We start from the raw sequence: 15,152 nt of genomic DNA, 5'->3' as shown, positions 1-15,152 counted from the left end.
CCGGAACAGCACCCATAACTCGTCCGGCACCAACCGCTCAACCAGATCCGTCATGCACGGTTCAACGAACGATCACGCCATAAGAAACGACGTCTAAGCGCTCCATAACTGATGGCACGTCAAGAACTGGGGAGGTTAGGCTCCTTGAGTTAGGATCCAAAGTCTGTCGACCAAGAATGGGGGAACTTCGTATGAGCACGCTCAGGAAAAGTCTGACGCTGGCGGCTGTGACCGGTGCGTTGTTGGGCGGCGCGTTCGTCACGCCGGCTGCAGCCGATCCCAATACCTGCCCGAAGGGGTATGCGTGTGGATGGACGGGGGCAAACAGGACCGGAACCAGGCACGTCAACTCTCTGACGCCCGGCTGCTACCCCCTCCAGAGGGTCAATCGGTCCGTCTCAAACCAGACGTCCTACCGCGTGGAGCTCTGGCACATCACCACCGGCTGCGGCCAAGGCACCAAGCTGGCCACTCTGAATCCGGGCCACTACGCGGACAATCCCGGCGCCGTTACAGGGATAGCCGTCTATAAAATTTAGCGCTGCGGCCTTTACAGAGAAGGCCGATCCCGAGGTGCACCGACGCTGCTCCGCCCGTCACGGGCGGGGCAGCGCGCTTAAGAGACTGTGTCACGTGGCGTGATACCCGTGCGGCATGACGCGGGTCGTGGGTGGCGACTGCACCGGGCCGTACTGGCGGAACTCGGCGTGAGAGGCGAGCTGGACTGGACCTCGGCGATCGTCGACGCGGCACCTGCGTCCGTGCGAAAAAAGGGGGATCACCGACCGGGCCGAACCCGGTCGACCGCGGCAAGAAGGGCAGCAAGATCCTTGTCCTGTCCGACGCCCAGAGCGTCCCGCTGGCTCACGCCGTATCCACGCCACCCTGCCTCCGCGAAAGCCAGGCGTTGTTCAAGCCTCTGATCCTGGCAATGCCCGCGATCCGCTCGCGGCGCGGCCCGCGCAGACGGCACCCCGTCAAAGCCCGCGCGGACAAAGCGCACGTCTCCGCTGATCCCCTTGCCTGGCCGCGTGGCCGCGACCTGGTCCCGCGCATCGCGCGTCCGGTTACGAGTGAAAGGGCAGCCACTTCCTCGCTTTCCTCAGCCTGGCCACGGCCCCCACCTGCTACAAGAAACTCGCGAAACTCACCACGTGAGACAACCTCCTATTGCCAAAATGTGCCATGCCGAGGCGTCACAGAATGCGATCTGAGCGCGAAACGCCGGTCGCGATGCTCCCCGCACACCTGAAGAAGTTCGGCACCCTCGCCCTGACCCGGGAGCCGTACCACCTCCGGGCCACGTGCATCACCAACTGGCTTCGTGCAGGGTTCCCAGTGGCGGAGGTGGCCCGGCGCGCCGGCAACTCGCCGGAAGTCGTCCACGATATAGCTAGAGAAGGGGCGGAAGTCGGCGAATCCGGCTTCCGTCCTTTCGGTCGACAGCATGGTAATGCTGGAAATCGCCCCCTAGCGGGCGCGGTTGCGGCGAAGGGGAAGGCTCCTCCCGGAAGGGCAACTCATCGAAGCCTAATCCGAGCACATCGGCGACAGCCAAGTGGAGCTCAAGAAAGGCCTCACGGATAATTCTCTTCTCGTCATCCCGTTCCTCTCTCGGCTGGAGGTAGTCTGGCCATTTCATATCAACTGTGCTGCTTGCTCGGTGAACGAACCAATCGTAAATGAAGTCGGTGAGTAGTTCGATTGTGTCATCGCCGACGCACTGGAGGTCTGCAACGGCTGCGTGCGTCAGTCCTGCTTCCCGCTCGCATTCACTCCGAGCCTGCTGAATAAAGTCGATATCAGGAGCGGAAGCCACATGGGCGCGTGCCAGAATCACGATAGACTTACCCCAGCGATCCAGAGCTGCTTGCAACGCGCGGTACGCGCCGAGAGTTCTTGCTCGTGCGCCTCCGGAACCTAGACGCGCCTTGTACTGAAGCATCGACAGCCGATCGATCTCCCCCCTGTCGAAGCGAGTGTGGCAATTAGGGCAGAGGGCGATCATGTTGTCGAAGTCGTGCGCCCGAGTCTTGGCCCAGGGGGTGATGTGGGCGAGCTCAAGCGTGGTGGCACGACAGGTGGGGACAGCGCACCTGTGTCCGGCCTCGACCAGCAGGTCGCGGGCTAACTGGCGTGGCACTGCGGGGCGGTTGTCAGGCATGGCGGGATCGTAGATGGCGGCACTGACGACAGCTGGCGACGTAGGGACGAAGTACGCGGGTAACCGCATCGAGCAGCATGTGGCTCACACGCTCCTCACACACGAACCGTGAGAGACAACGAAAGAGGGCGGGAGTCAGTGAGCCTGACTCCCGCCCTCTTCTGTCGGCATCCGCCCTGGTCAGCGCTTGATTCTTGCTGACTGGGCGAGTGCCCCCGGCAGGATTCGAACCTGCGCACACGGCTCCGGAGAGCCCTTCGGTCCCAGGCGACTGTGCAGGTCAAAGGGTGCTTGACCGGTCACTGAAGCGGAACTTGTCCACAGATAGTCCACGGAGTGCCGGCTGGCCTGTCCGGCAGTCTGCCGGAGCTGGGTCTCTCGCATGCGACCGTGCCCCTCAGTCGTCCCTGCTTGCTCGAGCGCCTAGTTGTCAGTCCCCTGGTGTTCCATGAGTGAGGAGCGCCTGACGGTGCGGAGTTCTCGCGATCTTCCTCAAACGTCGCCTCAGATGAGGTAGCATTTGAGGAAGTTGGATCTCGGAGGTGCCGTGAGCCAGTCCCATGAGCAGATCCCTGCTCGCCGAAGCAAGATCGTTCGACCTGAGCATGCAGATGAGCGTCTGGCCGAAATGGGCCTCTCCGTTGCTAAGATCCGCAACAGCGTGATGACGGGGGACGACGCTCGAAGCCGCGTGTCGATCCGCTACTACCCGCGGAACTACCCCGGGATCACGATGTGGGCGGAGACGCTGGCAGCGCTCCGCAGAGAGCTACTGAAAATACGCCAGGGCTGGCGAATCGGGCAGACCGGAAACTATGAGACCGTCTACTCGGAGGCTCGTCGGCTGGCTTTCGCGGTAGTCGCCGGCGACAGGTTCACCGGCGTGCAAGGTGAACGGGATCCCCGCCTTACGCGGAAGCGTGGACCCAAGACAAAGGAGCGAGTCGACCGGAACGCTACTTACGAGCAGCTTGCTTTCGAGATCGACCTATCAGAGCTAGCTAATCCGCTTCCGCCTGACGAGGCGTGCTCTACATGGTTTTTGGTCATCCATGCAGACGATGACCACATCCGTATGGAAATCTCCCTTCCGGTCGAGGTACGGAAAGACGGATTCGTTGGGGAATGGGTCGAGAGAATCTTGATCGACCCCGTTCCTACCTCCGGGGCGGTCGCACCTATCGAACCTGGCGAGGACGACGACGATGACGGAGAACCGATGGTCACTCGGGCAGCTTGAGCAACCTTCGTTCAATCACACGCGCCTTACGATGGCGCGAGAGCGCAGGGGGCTAACCAAGCAGGGCCTTGCCGAGCTTTGTGGCGTCTCACGCAGGGCAGTGTCAGCTTGGGAAGCGGGAGAAGTGGACAATCCACCCGTGAACCTGCTTTCCCAAGTTCTTGATCTTCCTGAAGCTTACTTTTATGCAGATGACGCCCCGCAAATTGAAGAAGAATGGGTAAGTTTCCGCGCCCTGTCGTCGATGACAGCGAGGCAGGTCCGTCGAATCCTCTCGATAAGCTCATTGGCGGTCCTTCTAAGTAATTGGGTTGACAAGCATTACGGAACGCCGCCTCCAGAGCTTCCGGATCTGTCGGAAACCGCTGGTCTAACTCCAGTGGCTGCGGCGGAGCAATTGCGTTCGGCCTGGGGGCTCCATCAGAAGCCTGTGAAGAACATGCTGGCCTTGACTGAAAGGAAGGGCGTCCGCGTGTTTTCCCTACCTGTAAAGGATAGGGAGATTGACGCATTTTCCTTCCTGTATGAAGGCAGGCCATTCGCCTTTATCAACACAGGAAAGACTGCCGAGCGAATGCGCTTCGACCTCGCGCACGAGCTAGGGCACCTTGTGTTGCATCAGGGTTCGAGGAGGAATAGATCCAGGGCCGCTGAGCAGGAGGCTCACGATTTTGCTTCCAGCTTTCTGATCCCGGCCGATGGTCTTTTTGCACAGGTGGTTGGCAAGCTTCGCCTGGACGATGTCTTTAAGCTTAAGCGGTACTGGAAAGTGTCCGCCGTCGCCATGGTGGAGAGACTTTACCAGCTGGAATTGGTTTCGGAATGGAATCGCCGACAGTGGTTGATCGACCTCTCTCAACGCGGATACCGGACCTCTGAACCTGACGGGATTCACCCGGAGACTTCCCAACTGTTCACTGAGGTATTTCGCCTCGCGAGGGAGGATGGGTGGACCTCGCGTCGCATTGCTGACGAGTTGGTTGATAGCGATCAAGATCTAGACGCGCTGGTTTTCGGCTTGTCGATCGCTGCCATTTCGGGCGGCGGGCAAGTTGGGCCAGCCCGGCACGGGCACTTGTCAGTGGTCAAGTAAGGGCGCCGCTGGTGCCAGCTGCTTAGCCGATCCTGTAACGCACAGTGACAAGTTGGGGGCCATCACGGGAAGCCGACTACGCTCCGTCGCTAACGCTGAACTTCGTTCCCGGAGCGTAGTCGGCTTCCCGTGATGGCGTGCAAATTTTGCCATCGCTTTGCCTGGCTAGTACTGCTTCCGGTCTCGGCAATGCACGAAATCGGCGCCGTCGAGTGCGGTGTGCCAGGTCTTCCGTCCCGGGACCTTGAGGCGTCGCCCGCCCCACCAGCCAGCAGTCTCGATCTTGCTCTTCCCCTTGGCCAGAGCCATCTCAAGCGCTGGTTCAAGGTCTGTGTCGTGAGTCGCGCAGACGAGAACATCGACGTCGCCGTTCATGGCCTTACTGACTAGCTCCACTGCCAACAGGACGTCGATGCCCTTCTCCCGCGCCGGCTCCTGGGGCCATCGCGGAGAGTAGCGGAGTGAGCGGTAGTGCACGCTCACTCGGTGATCGCGTGTCCATTCGGAGCGCTGGGCCTGGCTTGCGGCGTAAAGTCTCGGCTCTCGACTGTTGCTGGGGGTGCCGCGATACACGCACACGCTTGTGAGGACTGCGCCGGCCAACCATGGATCCGTGGACTTGCTGGCGCGTACTGCGAGGATGCGCTCAGCGAACGCGAGTGGATGGACGAGCGTGTCTCGGGCGTGGGTGCCTGGCGGGGCGAACAGGTCTCGCGCCGTGAGATGGATGTTCTGGTAGTCGATCAGAACGCCAAGCGTCGGCGCAGATGCCGTCATGTGCCGCCCCCAACACAATGTAAAAACCCCGCCAGTCCCGGAGGACGGCGGGGAGCAAGGACTCCACTATGCGACGCGAGCCAGGGAAAGGCAACTTCTAGGCCAGTGGGTGTGGCTGAATCGTGTCGATTGAACTCGGTTCTTCGCGTATCGGTGCAGGTCAGGCGCGCGGTCGGTGGAGCGACTTTGGCCAGGAGCTGCTTTGGCGCGAGTGATCATGGCCCCGTAAGCTTCCGGCGCGTCGGGCAGTCTGTGGACCTGCCCGGTAAAGCACGACGTTGGGGCCATGATCTTCGAGGCTCGCGCCAAAGTGGCTGGCTAAAGTCGCGGAGCCGGCCGCCCCAGCCGCAGCGGGGTTTCGTTCCTCTGCCCGCATGCACGCAGCGCGCCGCCTGGCGCGGCCAGCCGAGGCGAAGACAGGAGGCAGGCCGCGCCGCAGAGGCGGCGCGCGCCCGCGCTGTGCGCGGGCCTTGAACCCGTAGAGAAAGTTGTAACTCAGTCGGGCTTCCGGGGCTGTCCGGTCCCGGTAGATGCTTGACACTTCGATCCCAGCTGATGCTTGACGGTGGCCGTGATCGGTCTTTCTGTGCACGTCGTTGCGGCGTGTGGCAGGAGGCCGGGATTGGCGCTGGTGGAGTTGTCGGTTGTCGAGCAGAGATACCGGGCTGTGCTTGCGGTGCTGGCGGGTGCGACGGTGACCGAGGTCGCCGCGTCGCTGGGGGTGTCGCGGCAGACGGTGAGCGGCTGGAAGTCGAGGTATGAGGCCTCCGGTCTGGCCGGGTTGGCGGATCGTTCGCGCAGGCCGGCGTCGTGTCCCCATCAGGCCTCTGCCGAGGTGGAGGCGGCGGTGTGTGAGCTGCGGCGCAAGCATCCGCGGTGGGGTCCGCGGCGGATCGCTCATGTGCTGGAGCGGTCCGGGGCGGTGAGTCCGGTGCCGTCGCGGATGACGGTGTATCGGATTCTGGTCCGTCACGGGTTGGTGGAGCCGGGGGTGCGGCGTCGGAAGCGGTCGGATTACAAGCGCTGGCAGCGGGATCGGCCGATGCAGTTGTGGCAGATGGACATCGTCGGTGGCGTGATGCTGGTCGAGCCGGTGACGGGCGAGTTGACCGAGGCGAAGGTCGTGACCGGGGTGGATGACCATTCCCGGTACTGCGTGATCGCGTCGGTGGTCGAGCGGGCGACCGGGAGGGCGGTGTGCGCGGCGTTCGTCCGGGCCTTGCAGGTGTTCGGGGTGCCGGAGGAGGTGCTGACGGACAACGGCAAGCAGTTCACCGACCGGTTCGGGCAGGGTGGTGAGGTGTTGTTCGACCGGATCTGCCGGGAGAACGGGATCGCGCACCGGCTCACCCAGCCGGCCTCGCCGACCACGACGGGCAAGGTCGAGCGGTTCCATCAGACACTGCGGCGCGAACTCCTCGACGACTGCGGAGCGTTCGAGAGCATCGAGCAGGCTCAGGCGGCACTGGATGCGTGGGTGGATGAGTACAACTCCTCCCGTCCGCATCAGGCGCTGGACATGCAGTCTCCGGGCGACCGGTTCTCCCCGGTTGCCGAGCAGGAGCGGAACGTCCTGGGCCTGAAGATCCCCGGGGTGCTGGCGCTGGTGCCGCAGCAGCGGACACCCCCAGAGGATCCGGGGCCGGCTCCGAGCGGAGCCTGCGAGGTTCCTGCCGCCCTGCCTGAGGTGCCGGTGGGGTCCGGTGGGCCGGTGGAGTTCGAGCGGGTGGTGCCTGCGAGTGGGAATCTGCAGGTCGCGGGCAAGCAGTTCTGGCTGGGTCCGGCCCGCTCAGGCCTGACGGTGACGTTCTGGGCCGACACGAAGGTGATCCATCTGCTGATCGCCGGGGCGCGGACCAAGACCGTGCGGTCGCACCTGTCGGTGGCGGATCTGGGACGGCTGGCCGCCCGGGGCGGACGCGCTGCTGGCCCGGCCCCGCTTCCGGCCGGTGACGGGGCGGTGTTCGAGGTGGACCGGGTCGTGAACAACAGCGGCCTGGTGGGCCTGGGCGGGCACCAGGTTCTGGCGGCGGAGATCCTGGGCGGCCGCCAGGTGGGTGTCCGTATCGACGGCGAGACGCTGTCGTTCTTCGACCTGTCCTCGCGGGAGCTGCTGCGGGTGCGGCCCAACCCGCTGACCAGCGAGGAAGTCCGCAGGCTGCGGGGCCTGCGGCCGGCCGGACCGCCGCCACGGCCCGGCGTCGAGCCGGTGCGGGTCCAGCGGCGGGTCAGCGCGGTCGGCACCGTCATGGTCTGCCGCCAGGTCGTCTCCCTCGGCCGCCCCTACGCAGGGCAGACCGTGACCGTCCACGTGTCCGATACGACGATCACCGTCGAGCTCGACGGCCAGATCCGGGTGATCCGGCGCACGACCGACGTCCCGGTCCGTAACGTGAAAGCGAACAAGCCCCACGGGGCTCCCTATGTTCTCTAGGCCCACCGTCAAGCATCACCCGGGACCAGAACGTCAGGCATCAGCTGGGATCCGACACGGGCTTCCGGGGCTGTGTGCCACTGACAAAGATCGATTATGCCTGAGTCGTGGTCTTCTGCTTGAGGCGTTCGTAGGGGGTCTGGCCGCCGAGGCCGCCGTGGGGGCGATGGTAGTTGTAGTAGTCCTCCCACTCGCGCAGCTTGTCGTTGAAGACCTCGGCATCGTCGATGACGACACCATCGAGGAGCCGGTAGAACTCCTCGGCGTCGATGCGGTGGGAGCGTTCGACCTTGCCGTTCAGCCGCGGTGTGCGGGGCTTGATGTAGGTGTGGGCGATGCCCTTGTCGAGCGCGTGCCAGTGGAAGGCGGACTGGAACTCGGCGCCGTTGTCGGTCTGGATGACCTCGACCTGGAACGGCAGACGCTGCAGCACGTAGTCGAGGAACTGGATGGCGGTGTTCTGGTTCAGCTGCGGGTAGATCCGCAGCACGCGCAGGCGGGTGCAGTCGTCGATCGCGGTGAACTGGAAGTACTTGTTGCGCCCTCCGCGGCGGCCTTGCGGCATCGAGGCGAGCGGCTCGATGAACTTCACGTCGATCTGCACCCGGTGGCCGGGCAGCTGCTTCTCGTACCGCTTCCACCTGCGGTCGTGGCGCTTGTAACGCTGGGAGGCCGGCAGACGGCCCATGCCGAGACGGTTGAGGATGCGCCAGACGCCCGACTTGCTGATGGTGACGTCGTGGTACCGCTTGAGGTACATGGCGATCTTCTCGGGCCCGAAGTGGTAGTTCTGCCGAAGGTAGATGATCTTTCCGACCACCTCGACGTGGGTCGCGTTCGGAGACGTCTTCGGAGCCTTGGACCGGGTCCGCAGACCTTCGACGCCCTCGGCTTGGTAACGGCGGTACCAGGTGTAGTAGGCCTGCCGGCTGATCCCGAAGTACCGGCAGGACATCGCGACGTTCCCGCTAACCTCTTCGACGTGGCGTATCACCGCCAGGCGCCGCCTGGCCTCACGGTCAAGCGGCGGGGTGGTGGGAGTGGACTTCGGCATGTGGATCTCCGTAGTGATCGGAGACCCAGGTGTCAACGATGATCGTCAGTTTTAGAGAGAAGAAGTCTCCATTGTCTTGGTACGACTTCGCCCTCAGGTATCTCGCAATGAAGTGGCCGCACGCTGCCCCCAATACGCGAGATGGCATCAACGAATCCCTGACCAGCGTGACCGTGGAACTGCTAGCGGAGCGCGCAGGGCGACCGTCCGACGAGGAGATCCGCAAGGCCTTACGTAACTGGGCCTTCGTGCTGCCAGGTCCCGACGACCGGGAAGTCCCGGACGACGTCCGGAACGTTCTGCACTGGGTGGCAAAGGCTTCCCGGCCGCTCACGGACCTCGCTGAACCGGCAACGGCCCGCGCCGTGCTCGACGGGCTGAAGCTCAAGCTCGACGGCACCGCAGCAGCTGCCGGGACTGTGCGGCGGAAGCGGCGGACCCTCGTCAACGCTGCGAACTACGCGGTCGACCTGGGGGAGCTGCGGGAGAATCCGATCACGGCGGTTCGCTGGCAGAAGCCCAAGGTCTCGAACCAGGTCGATCCGCGCGTTGTGGCCAACCCGGAGCAGGCACGCAATCTCCTGGCGGCAGTGTCCTACGTGGGCGGATACCGGCGTGCTCGCGGCCGGCGTCTCGTCGGGCTGTTCGCGGCGATGTACTTCGGTGGCCTCCGGCCCGCTGAGGCGGTCGGCCTGGTCGAGACTGACCTTGTCCTCCCTGAGCAGGGCTGGGGATCGGCGCTGCTCCACCGCACCCGTCCTTCGGTCGGCAAGCAATGGACGGACTCAGGGGAGACCCACGACGACCGCGGGCTCAAGAATCGACCGGCTGAGGACGTCCGGCGTGTGCCCATCCCGCCCCAGCTCGTCGCCGTGCTGCGCGAGCACCTGGCCACGTTCGGCACGGCGGCGGACGGGCGGCTCTTCTTCAGTGAGAGGGGTTCGGTCGTCCCGTCCTCGACGTACTACCGCGTGTGGCAGGAGGCTCGTCTCCTGGCGCTTCCGCCGGCCGTCGCGGCCTCGCCGCTTGCGAGCAGGCCGTACGACCTTCGGCACTCGGCGCTGTCGACGTGGCTCAATGCGGGAGTGGATCCCACCGAAGTTGCCGAACGCGCCGGCAACAGCGTTGAGGTCCTGCTGACCCGCTACGCGAAGTGCCTCGACGGACGGCAGGACGTCGCCAACCGGCGCATCGAGGACCTGCTCCGCGAGTACGAGTGAGACAACCTGCACCCACACTGAGGCCTCAGGCATGCCGCCTGGAGCCTCCCTCGTGATGGCCCTACCTGCGCCGATGCCTCGTTCGGAAGCGGCGAGCTGAGTCGAGCGGCGCACCCTGCGGTCTTGTGGCCTCGTCTCGCTTGCTGCTGGCATATCTGCAACGGCAACGCGGGAGCACAGGGGGCCTTATGGAACTGCACGTCACGCGCTGGAAGCGGTACGGGCATGATCGTCTGTACGCCAACCAGCCTGATGGCACCGCGGTCGGTTGGGCGGACGTCACGACGGGGGACATCACGGTTTTGCGGGCCGAGTGTCGTGACGACGTGATCGACGTGCTCGCGAAGCACTTACAGAACCTCACCGAGCCTGTCCCGCCAGACAGGGCGCCGGAGGTTCAGGCGCGTCCGATGCTGCCGCCTCTGACGCCGGCCGACGACCTGGCCGTCAACCCTCCCGGGAAGTCCATACGGGATCTGCTCGACGAATCCGGCCCGGGGCTAATGGAGCGAGTCGTCTCACGGCTTCTGCGGCGGCCTTCGGAATGGGACCCCTGGCGAAAGGGACTGGCGGGGGAGCGGCGAGTGGGAGCAGAGCTGAACCGCTTAGGGCACCACGGTTGGCGCGCCCTGCACTCCATCCCCTTGGCCAACAAAGTGGATATCGATCACTTACTGATCGGGCCTGGCGGAGTGTTCAGCATCAATACGAAGCACCACCACAAGCGGGCCGTTTGGGTCGGGAACGATTCCGTGAAAGTCGATCACGGAAAACCGGCGCCTTACGCACGCAAGAGCCGGGCGGAGGCCAAGCGGGTCGCCCGAGTGCTTGAGCGCTATTGCGACTTCCCGGTACCGGTGGAGCCAGTGCTCGTCTTCGTCGGTGTCACCGAGCTGAAGGTGGTCGCTACGCAGCTCGATGTCAGGGTGTATCAGGAGCGCCAGGTGTCGGCCCTCGGTCCGCTCTCAGGCGTTCTCACGGCCGACCAGGTGGAGCAGGTCTACAGCGTTGCTCGCCACCGTCAGGCGTGGGCTCAAGCTTGAGTTGGTGGCCGCAGTGTGGTGCTGGCGGTCCTCCGGGGCGGCCGTCGGTAGCCCCTCCGGCCTGACGTTTCCATGCCCACCTGCGGCGATGCTCCAAAATCCCGTCCCCGCCTCGTCCACAGACCCCGACATACACCCACTCGGGGCGGCACACGCCTGCACACGCGAAGACTCCGGCCTCAGCGTTTCCGCTGGTGAAGGGGTGCCTTTGGGCACCTCAGCTGGGTGCCCCCGGCAGCATTCGAACCTGCGCACACGGGCTCCGGAGTGATCGTGCCGATCACACCTGACAACCGTTTGACCTGCGGCGGGGCAGATTAAGGTGGTGGTAGCGACGCAGGCTGTGTCGCAGGTATGGCGCATGCGCCCGGGGAGCGCGGCCGAGGTCTCTTGAGCTATGCACCCACGATGCTCCCACGTCCACCCTTCAACTCTGAGCGCGCATCGACTGACGTACCTGGAACCCATCACCGCCGAACTCATGACGCCGGCACCTGCTGGACGGGAAGATGAGCCATGGAGACAGTCGTCAGGGTCATCGTGGGGTTGAAGGTCGCCGGCCTGGTGCTTTTCGCCGTCGTGTTGGTCACCAGCATTGCCTACACCATCGCCGTCGGTCCTGAGGATGCCGAGTCGACCCACGGCTCTACGGCCGTTTGCAAGGACGGCACGGTCCTTGAACCGCCATGGAATGTCTGTGGCGAATCACATGGCTACCTTGATCACTGGACGACCGCGCCCTTGCTGCCCTCGGCAAACCCCGTCATTCCCGCCGAGTCACCAGCGGCCGCTCCGCTCGATACAGATGAGGACGACTGGCTCACGGCCTATCCCAACGGTTGTTCTGCTGGGACACCGGTTGCCTCTCCCTGGAATCCTTGCGGCTAGCGCTAAGCACCCGTACCCGCCGATAGGTGCATGCGTTAAGTGGACTAGCAACACGGCTCCGGTGGCGGGCGGTGAGGTTGAACAGGCGTAGTTGGGCGTAGCTGTACAACGTCGCTGGTGCGCTCGGCGAGGGTTCGACCATGCCGGGGTGTATGGGCATTGTCTCCCCCCATCGGTACGATCTGCCCTCTATATGAGCCTTGGGGGGCGCATGAAGCGAGCTGGCCTTCTATCTGCGGGGGTGTTGGCGGTGCTGCTCGGTGCTGTCGCGTGCAGCGCTTCGTCGCCGCAAGACACCTATTGGGATGGGTACGCACAGGGCGAAACCATCGATACCGCCCCGGAACCGGACCCGGATTGTGGCAAGGGAATCGATCCGAAGGATGTCGCGGCATACATAAACGCGTGTGCGTCATGGCCAAAGGACTCCGATGCTGAGTGCGGCGCGATGCTGCCCGATGACGTTGACTCGGTCGTGTGGATGGCCGGTTGTAACGACGGAGCTCAAGGCACGCCAAACCATTCGGCGTACGGCCCGCGCCCCAAGTAGTCACATGGGGGGGACGATCCAACCGGTCCAGGCGCGGCGGCGCCGGTGTCGGCGACTGCCGTGCGGTGCGAGGTGTTGTAGGCGTCAGCGACGGCGTCGAACCCCTTCGAGGTTGCCGAGCGCGCCGGCAACAGCGTTGAGGTCTTGCTGACCCGATACGCGAAGTGCCTCGACGGCCGGTAGGACGTTGCAAACCGACGTATCGAACGAGAACCGCGGCCGACCTGACTTGTCAGTCCACAGCCACACACGTACGTGAAGCATTGGTGGGGAGAGTTAGGGGCTCCTAGAGCAGGGAGCGCCAAGGTACGGGTCCCATGGCAGCCTGCTCCTGCCCCTGGCTGTTTCTGCGCTCGGCCTGCGGCGATGCTCCAAGATCCCGTCCACGCCTCGTCCACAGACCCCGGCATACGGCCGCTTCGGACGACATACGCCTGCACATACGCGAAGACCCCGGCCTCAGCGTTTCCGCTGGTGACGGGGTCTTTGGGCACCTCATGCTGGGTGCCCCCGGCAGGATTCGAACCTGCGCACACGGCTCCGGAGAGCACGCTCGTGACCAGCTCGATTATGGCTCTGACCTGCAAGGGGGCCGCGCGGGGTGCGCGATCTCGACTCGCTCACACGCCCCTCACACGTGCGCAGGGGAGGGGGCGGGAGGTCACCTCCGGTTGTTGAGGCCCAGCGGGAAGCGACGACGTGAGGGGCTGCAACACCCCGGGGTGTTGCAGCCGATACTCAGGTCGGACAGGTGGGACACCGGCAAATCTCGTTGTCCCACCCATTTATGCAGGTCAGCGCTTTAACCGGACAGTCGGACACATGGGACGCTGGCATCTGGCACGGATGCGGCACGCAACCTCTTCGCGGCGAGATGCACCACTGAGCGGCTGTGATGGTCCATGGAGCCTTGCCGTGAGTGCCGCGTCAGGAGCTCAGGTGCTGGGCTGTCCTTCTGACGCGGCGGTGTTCACCGACGCAGGGCCTGCTTGGGACCGTTCCAGGCGCCGCTGACGGGCACGGGCCACGCGAGCCGGGGACTGAAACAGGTCGTTCAGCACCTCATCCATGAGTGTCAAGATTTCTTCGGCCGCCTCGTGATCAACGGGGGTGAGATCGCCATGAGCTACCTCATTGCCGCCGAAGCGCACCTCGTGTGCTGCTTCCTTGATGTGCCCGCGTAGCAGCCCGAGTTGGTGGAGCTCATCAATTTTCGCGATCAGGCTCCCTCTGGTGACACCCTTTTCCTTCGCGGACGCCTCGACCACTGCACGGGCTAGTGCCACGGCAGCTCGGTCAGCCTTGATGCTCAGACAGTCGTGCGCCTCAACCGCGAGCGACTCGATCGCTGCGGGGACATCTGGGAAAGACCTGTTGGACTTCGCCGGGGGAAGCCATCGTGGCTGTTGGGCCTGAGAATGGTCCCAGAGATCAGAAGGTGCGTCGTCCCAATCATTCGTAGGCTTGAAGTCGGTCCACCCGTAGGCGAGGACCAGCCGACGGCAGTTGGCACATCGATAGGCTTCGAATCCCACGTTGAGATGGCTGTCCTGATCGGGGACCACTTCGGCACTGCCGACCGGTCTCATGTGAGCCAGCCGTCCGCACCATCCGCATGTCGTGCTCGCCATAGCCGGAGACTAGTGCGCAACGCCCCGATGGGCATGAGATTTGTGACCGTTGTGCTCGCGGACCAGAGCAAGCCGCAGGGTAGTTCGGTGCCGACAGCTTCGGAGCCCTCAGCTTGGGAAGCTGAGATCATTCGAGGTCGGTTCGGACGCTGACCTCGGCGGATGGTCGTGGAGCCGCCTCATCGGGTCTGACCCCTTTCACCGTGGTTCCCCGCTGCTTCCCGCTCTATCTGGTGCGTTTGTGGTGCGGGCGCTGGCCCATCGCCGGGGACCGTCGCTGTGGCCGGCGGAGCTTGTTGCACCGTGATGCCCCCGAGGGGCGGCGGGAGCAACGGGGGCTCACCCGCCCTGCGCCGCCGGAATGCCTCAAACTGCATTGGGAGGGCGTATACGTAGTTCAAGATCGCTTCTGTGAGCAGCAGAGCATCATGCGCATCCTGCCTCTGTACCGGCATGCCGGTGTGGTGCGCTCCGTGGTTACCGAGACCTCGCAACTTCTGTGCCCACTCAAGCAAGCGACCGTCAAGCTTGCCCTCGGCCGCGAGTTGCTTGAGCGCGTTTATCAGAGGCTTCGCAGTCGCTCCTTGCTCGAGGCAGAGACCTTCGAGGACCCGTCGGACCATGACAGCCGTAGCAGTGAAGGCCTTGGCGGTGAAGCAGCGGCGGGCCTCTTCACACTCGTCCCGCAGCTTGCTCGGAACGCCGAAACTGAGCTGATTGCCTGTAGGTGGGAAGACGCGTACGGGATCGGACCAGCGCCCTTCCAGATCGTCACCCTGGGTAACGACCAGGGCCCTTCCACACTCACTGCACTGGGTGAGGGTCACGAGAGCGCCGAGCCCCCACATGTCTGTATCCGGCTCCAGCACGCGCCCAGCGGCACTGGCTATCACTGCCTTATCGCACTCAGGGCAATGGACAACGACCGGTGCCGTCGGATGCGGCAGCTCAAGAGTCACGCACCGAAACTAGCGGAGCCGCATCCCACCAACCGTGGGTTTGGCATAACGGATCCTCCGCAGCCGCCCAGCCGAGAGCGCTGAGTGGGTTGCTCAACC

The 15,152-nt window shown here is 64.2% G+C and carries 12 protein-coding genes; 7 read left to right on the top strand and 5 right to left on the bottom strand.

Features of this window, described 5'->3' with window-relative positions; genetic code table 11:
• Positions 1–191: 191 nt before the first annotated feature.
• Positions 192–539 (top strand): peptidase inhibitor family I36 protein, encoded by a 348-nt coding sequence (locus ACWC94_RS36670; RefSeq protein WP_450801602.1) that lies wholly within the window; start codon positions 192–194, stop codon positions 537–539.
• Between the two features lie 854 nt (positions 540–1,393).
• Here the strand turns inward: ACWC94_RS36670 and ACWC94_RS36665 are convergent.
• Entirely contained in the window at positions 1,394–2,164 is a 771-nt protein-coding gene (locus tag ACWC94_RS36665) for an HNH endonuclease (RefSeq protein ID WP_450801601.1), read from the bottom strand.
• Positions 2,165–2,711: 547 nt separating this feature from the next.
• On the opposite strand from ACWC94_RS36665, the gene ACWC94_RS36660 reads away from it, so the two are divergent.
• Together ACWC94_RS36660 and ACWC94_RS36655 are read left to right on the top strand one after the other, a co-directional pair.
• Positions 2,712–3,404 carry a hypothetical protein gene (locus tag ACWC94_RS36660; RefSeq protein WP_450801600.1) on the top strand — a complete coding sequence of 231 codons (693 nt, stop codon included), beginning with the start codon at positions 2,712–2,714 and terminating at the stop codon, positions 3,402–3,404.
• Positions 3,370–4,497 carry a helix-turn-helix domain-containing protein gene (locus tag ACWC94_RS36655; protein WP_450801599.1) on the top strand — a complete coding sequence of 376 codons (1,128 nt, stop codon included), beginning with the start codon at positions 3,370–3,372 and terminating at the stop codon, positions 4,495–4,497. Before ACWC94_RS36660 ends, ACWC94_RS36655 begins: the two co-directional genes overlap by 35 nt.
• 165 nt (positions 4,498–4,662) lie before the next feature.
• Here the strand turns inward: ACWC94_RS36655 and ACWC94_RS36650 are convergent, their stop codons facing one another.
• On the bottom strand, positions 4,663–5,274 hold the full coding sequence (locus ACWC94_RS36650; RefSeq protein ID WP_450801598.1) for an NYN domain-containing protein: 612 nt from the start codon (positions 5,272–5,274) through the stop codon (positions 4,663–4,665).
• A 622-nt stretch (positions 5,275–5,896) separates the two neighbouring features.
• Here ACWC94_RS36650 and ACWC94_RS36645 point away from each other — a divergent pair.
• Complete coding sequence (locus ACWC94_RS36645) at positions 5,897–7,708, top strand: IS481 family transposase (protein WP_450801608.1); 1,812 nt, start codon at positions 5,897–5,899, stop codon at positions 7,706–7,708.
• A 94-nt stretch (positions 7,709–7,802) separates the two neighbouring features.
• Here the strand turns inward: ACWC94_RS36645 and ACWC94_RS36640 are convergent, their stop codons facing one another.
• Positions 7,803–8,762 (bottom strand): IS481 family transposase, encoded by a 960-nt coding sequence (locus ACWC94_RS36640; RefSeq protein WP_450801597.1) that lies wholly within the window; start codon positions 8,760–8,762, stop codon positions 7,803–7,805.
• Positions 8,763–8,800: 38 nt separating this feature from the next.
• On the opposite strand from ACWC94_RS36640, the gene ACWC94_RS36635 reads away from it, so the two are divergent.
• The 3 genes from ACWC94_RS36635 to ACWC94_RS36625 all read left to right on the top strand — a co-directional run bounded on the left by ACWC94_RS36635 (position 8,801) and on the right by ACWC94_RS36625 (position 11,913).
• Entirely contained in the window at positions 8,801–9,982 is a 1,182-nt protein-coding gene (locus tag ACWC94_RS36635) for a tyrosine-type recombinase/integrase (RefSeq protein WP_450801596.1), read from the top strand.
• 188 nt (positions 9,983–10,170) lie between these two features.
• On the top strand, positions 10,171–11,025 hold the full coding sequence (locus tag ACWC94_RS36630; protein WP_450801595.1) for a nuclease-related domain-containing protein: 855 nt from the start codon (positions 10,171–10,173) through the stop codon (positions 11,023–11,025).
• A gap of 516 nt (positions 11,026–11,541) precedes the next feature.
• Positions 11,542–11,913, top strand: a complete 372-nt coding sequence (locus ACWC94_RS36625; RefSeq protein ID WP_450801594.1) for a hypothetical protein — start codon at positions 11,542–11,544, stop codon at positions 11,911–11,913.
• Positions 11,914–13,398: 1,485 nt separating this feature from the next.
• On the opposite strand, the gene ACWC94_RS36620 is transcribed toward ACWC94_RS36625, so the two are convergent.
• Positions 13,399–14,094: a DUF4145 domain-containing protein gene (locus ACWC94_RS36620; RefSeq protein WP_450801593.1), complete on the bottom strand. Its 696-nt coding sequence runs from the start codon at positions 14,092–14,094 to the stop codon at positions 13,399–13,401.
• A 179-nt stretch (positions 14,095–14,273) separates the two neighbouring features.
• Positions 14,274–14,942: a DUF4145 domain-containing protein gene (locus ACWC94_RS36615; protein ID WP_450801607.1), complete on the bottom strand. Its 669-nt coding sequence runs from the start codon at positions 14,940–14,942 to the stop codon at positions 14,274–14,276.
• Between the last annotated feature and the right edge of the window lie 210 nt (positions 14,943–15,152).

It is taken from the genome of Streptomyces sp. NPDC001135 (assembly GCF_053598395.1).
Note: the sequence above shows the minus strand (reverse complement) of the source record. Positions and strands in the feature narration are given on the sequence as shown.

What these genes read in the sequence shown, in the direction of transcription:
- ACWC94_RS36670 (WP_450801602.1), top strand. Translation starts at nt 192, where the DNA reads ATGAGCACGCTCAGGAAAAGTCTGACGCTGGCGGCTGTGACCGGTGCG.
- ACWC94_RS36615 (WP_450801607.1), bottom strand. Translation starts at nt 14,942, where the DNA reads ATGTGGGGGCTCGGCGCTCTCGTGACCCTCACCCAGTGCAGTGAGTGT.
- ACWC94_RS36655 (WP_450801599.1), top strand. Translation starts at nt 3,370, where the DNA reads ATGACGGAGAACCGATGGTCACTCGGGCAGCTTGAGCAACCTTCGTTC.
- ACWC94_RS36640 (WP_450801597.1), bottom strand. Translation starts at nt 8,762, where the DNA reads ATGCCGAAGTCCACTCCCACCACCCCGCCGCTTGACCGTGAGGCCAGG.
- ACWC94_RS36635 (WP_450801596.1), top strand. Translation starts at nt 8,801, where the DNA reads ATGATCGTCAGTTTTAGAGAGAAGAAGTCTCCATTGTCTTGGTACGAC.
- ACWC94_RS36650 (WP_450801598.1), bottom strand. Translation starts at nt 5,274, where the DNA reads ATGACGGCATCTGCGCCGACGCTTGGCGTTCTGATCGACTACCAGAAC.
- ACWC94_RS36620 (WP_450801593.1), bottom strand. Translation starts at nt 14,094, where the DNA reads ATGGCGAGCACGACATGCGGATGGTGCGGACGGCTGGCTCACATGAGA.
- ACWC94_RS36665 (WP_450801601.1), bottom strand. Translation starts at nt 2,164, where the DNA reads ATGCCTGACAACCGCCCCGCAGTGCCACGCCAGTTAGCCCGCGACCTG.
- ACWC94_RS36625 (WP_450801594.1), top strand. Translation starts at nt 11,542, where the DNA reads ATGGAGACAGTCGTCAGGGTCATCGTGGGGTTGAAGGTCGCCGGCCTG.
- ACWC94_RS36630 (WP_450801595.1), top strand. Translation starts at nt 10,171, where the DNA reads ATGGAACTGCACGTCACGCGCTGGAAGCGGTACGGGCATGATCGTCTG.